Below are 3,777 nucleotides of genomic sequence, written 5' to 3'. Positions count from 1 at the left end.
TGTAATTCAAGAAACTTTTTGCTTTCATCTGCTCCCATATCTGTAAAAGAGCTTCAGAATCTTTGGCAATTTGAATCTGCTCTATAAAAGTTTCGTTGTATTTTTTGAGTTCCATATAGACAAAAGAGCCACCACCCTGCCAATTTACTGTCTTTGAAATACCGCCTTGTTCGCCTGAAATAACTTTAATCAAACGGGATTCGAGCAAATCCTGTATGTAATTCATCTGCTCAATGAGAATATATTGTCGGTTCATTTTATGGGCAACTGCTCCCGTTGTACCGCTTCCACCAAAGAAATCTAAAACAATGTCTCCTTCTTTTGTGCTTATTTCTATTATAGATGCAATAAGTTTTTCAGTTTTTGGGGTATCAAAAAGATTCTCATGAAAACCTAATTCTTTTAATTCTTTTTTTGCACTTCTTGTTGTTCCGTGGTTATCAAAAATATTAGGTGGAATAATCTCATCTTCATCGTTAGAAAATATTTTTAAACGAGGTACATTATCGTATTTTGGAGTATTTCCAAAATAAATCTTGCTATTCTTTAAGTAATCCATCATTTCTTCTTTTGAACATTGCCATTGTCTTTTCCACTCAATTCCCGAAGGAGATTCTATACTAAAATAATTTTCGTGATGAATATTAGATCTTTCTTCCGAGAAAGATATGCTTCCTGAGAACCAGCTACCTCTTGGATCATTATCTGGGTTTGAGAAAGTATAATGTGCTTTTTTTATTATGTTCCATTTTTCAAGAATCTTTTCATTTTTTGCATAACAAAGTACATATTCTTGGAGGGTTCTAGTGTTTTTATCTTTTTTTCCTTTCCCGTGGAGCCACATAAAATTTTCAATAAAATTCTTTTTTTCAAAAACCTCGTCCATTAAAACTTTCAAATACGCCTGTTCATTATCATCACACTGCACAAAAATAACCCCATCGTCTCTCAAAAACTGCCTTGCCACCTCCAATCTATTTTTCATAAACGTGAGCCAAGTAGAATGATTAAATCTATCATTGTATTTAAAACCATCGTTCCCCGTATTATAAGGTTGGTCTATATAAATGAGTTTTATTTTTCCTGCAAATTCTTTTTTTAAAGTATGCAATGCTAAAAGATTATTTCCTTTTATAATAAGGTTATCGGTAATGGTACCGTTTTCGTTTCGGTTAAACCCACCCCGCCCTTCGGACACCCCTCCATTGGAGGGGAATAGTGGTTTTTCGCCATCTTTGTCAAAACGCTTTGCATTGGTTAAAACCTTTGGTTCTAGGAGTTGGGTAATTTCATCTTGTGCCAGTATTTGATTAAAGAAAATCTCTTCTCGCTTGTCTTCTTCTCGGCTTTGTCCTCCTTCTAAAATGCAGTCCTTAAAGGGCCAAACCAATGCTACTTCATTGCGTTGTTTTAGGTATTTACGATCTATGGTTAGTCCTACTTTGTTTTTGTATTGGGTGTAGCTATCATTCAGGTAGTTTTTCTGCTCTAAAAAATACACAAATAGATATTGTTTAAAAACCATAGTGCCTTTTACATTGACAAAAAATGTTTCTTTCAGCTCTGCATTTTCTAATAACAGGGCGATGACTTCTTCGCCAAAGTTTTGTGCTTTGTTCAGCACTACCCATTTTTTGAGTTCTCCTTCATCTGTTACGAAGTTGGGTTCTTTCTTGAGCTGTTCTTCTAATATTTTAAATAATTTCATGGTATCTTTTATTTCAATATGTATTATACTTTGTTGGGGTTAATTTCTTTTTGTTTTTAATTGCTCTTGCTTATTTCACAGGTTTTCTTTTTTATTCAATATCACATAATAAAAAAAAGAAAGTATTATATAATTAAATACAATAAAAGGAATGGACTTCAGCCCCAAAAGAAGTAAAAGAATGCCTGAAAGGAATAAAAAAATAAAACGAAACTCATTGTTTTTCCAATGAAATGACTGAAATTTTATTGCTAATAAAGACATCTTGGCAATGAGCATCCACGAAAATAATATGGTAAAAGATATAAGGGGGATTGCTTGAAAGAACCAAGCATCTGCATAGAAAAAGGATACAAAAAAAAGAGCATTGATAGGAGTGGGGAGACCTATAAAAACGTATTGTTGTTTGGTATCAATATTAAACTTTGCCAAACGAACTGCTGAAAAAACCGCTATCAATAATCCTATGTATGGTATGAATGAACCACTAAAAAAGGAATCCAATCGGTGATAGACAAACAAAGAAGGAAGAACCCCAAAACTTACCATATCAGAGAAAGAATCCAATTCCTTTCCAAATGCTCCCGATACTCCAAAAACACGTGCTAAAAAACCATCTAAAAAATCAAAAACAAGAGAGAGAACGACACACCAAAAAGTTATTTCTAACTGGTTATGAAAAATATGTATGATGCCAATACAACCAGAGAGGAGATTACAGAGGGTAAATATATTAGGAATTTGTTGTTTTATGAATCGTAGCATACTAAAATAAATGTAATAAAAATGAATAAAAAATAGTGGTTTCCAAACATAGTATTGTTTGAAAAATATTGAGAATTATGTAAGCATATTGTATGAAAAAACAATTTTTTATTTTTCGGTTTATATTCTTCATATCCATTATGCTGATAGTATTCTTCTGTTGTCATATTTTATTTATGTAAGTAATGGATAATGAATGAAAGAAATGTTAAAAACCTGCGTTTGATGTACTGTATATAATCTTTGCCGGATCCTCTGTAGTCAGCCATTTTGAGTTTTGCTTTTGCCCGAAAATAGAAGCTCTTTTTATCCTTGCGATTAGTTTGTATTGCTTGGGTATAAGCTTCGATAGTACCTTCGTAGTCACCTAACTTATATTTTGCTTTCCCTATATGATAAAAAGCGGATACATATTGGGGATTTATCTTGATGGTTTCGGTATAGTCATCTATTGCTCCTCTCCAATCTTGGAGTTCCGCTTTTGCTCGCCCTCTATAGTAAAAATTTAATCCATTTTTGGGACTGTATTGAACTGCTTTATTAAAGTCCGCTAGCGCTTCTTTGTAATTTTTGAGATGAAACTTTATAAGTCCGCGGTTATTATAAGCATCTTCATATTCGGGATTAAGCTTTATTGCTTGTGTCAAATCTTCTATTGCCCCTTGGTAGTATGAGAGTTTTCTTTTCGCTACTCCTCTATAATAAAAAGATGTTGCCTCTTTGGGGTTCAGTTTTATTTCTTCGGTAAAATCTTCTCTTGCACCCTCATAATCCTTTAATTTATACCTGGCAATACCCCGATTATGAAAAGACCTTATATTACGAGGATTAAGTTTTATTGCTTGGGTAAAGTCCTCTATTGCTTCTCTATGTTTTTTGAGCATTGTTTTTGCCATTCCGCGAAAATAAAAAGCATCATCATTTTTGGGGTTCATCATGATGGCTTGGTTCAAATCTTCTATTGCTTCTATTTGTTTTGATTTTCCAAATTTATCCACTCCATGCTGAAAGTATTCTTGTGCATCCATAATAGTTGTAATGTAAGTAGTGAATGTATTCTATTTTTGTGTATAAAAAAACAATATATATTTTTTGTATAAAATAACTCTTTTTTGATTCCACTCCAAAAAATTTTTGTGTATTGCTTAGAAAAAAAAACAATACTGTATTTCACGAATACTATGACATCAATAAAATAATCTTTTTCTTTCTTTTCTTGTTCTGTAAGATTCATAATTTTTATTTTTTTCAATGGTTCATACATCAACATGTTTTTGTTTCGGTGCTTAGCCCTTTTGTTTTTA

3 protein-coding genes are annotated in these 3,777 nt (G+C 32.4%); all 3 read right to left on the bottom strand.

The genetic code is table 11. The annotated features are described in order from the left end of the window. Window positions 1-1,708: site-specific DNA-methyltransferase (locus tag QM536_04685; protein ID MDI9356310.1), on the bottom strand; the 1,708-nt coding region annotated here is incomplete at its 3' end. A gap of 75 nt (window positions 1,709-1,783) precedes the next feature. Next, a complete protein-coding gene (gene pssA / locus QM536_04680) occupies window positions 1,784-2,473 on the bottom strand; it encodes a CDP-diacylglycerol--serine O-phosphatidyltransferase (GenBank protein MDI9356309.1) in 690 nt (229 codons plus the stop codon). 170 nt (window positions 2,474-2,643) lie between these two features. Next, window positions 2,644-3,501: a tetratricopeptide repeat protein gene (locus QM536_04675; GenBank protein MDI9356308.1), complete on the bottom strand. Its 858-nt coding sequence runs from the start codon at window positions 3,499-3,501 to the stop codon at window positions 2,644-2,646. Between the last annotated feature and the right edge of the window lie 276 nt (window positions 3,502-3,777).

The sequence above is a fragment of the Chitinophagaceae bacterium genome (genome assembly GCA_030053935.1).
In the GTDB taxonomy this organism is placed as follows: domain Bacteria; phylum Bacteroidota; class Bacteroidia; order Cytophagales; family JASGCU01; genus JASGCU01.
The sequence above is the reverse complement of the archived record's forward strand: the minus strand, read 5'-3'. Positions and strand labels throughout refer to the sequence as shown.

What these genes read in the sequence shown, in the direction of transcription:
- pssA (MDI9356309.1), bottom strand. Translation starts at nt 2,473, where the DNA reads ATGCTACGATTCATAAAACAACAAATTCCTAATATATTTACCCTCTGT.
- QM536_04675 (MDI9356308.1), bottom strand. Translation starts at nt 3,501, where the DNA reads ATGGATGCACAAGAATACTTTCAGCATGGAGTGGATAAATTTGGAAAA.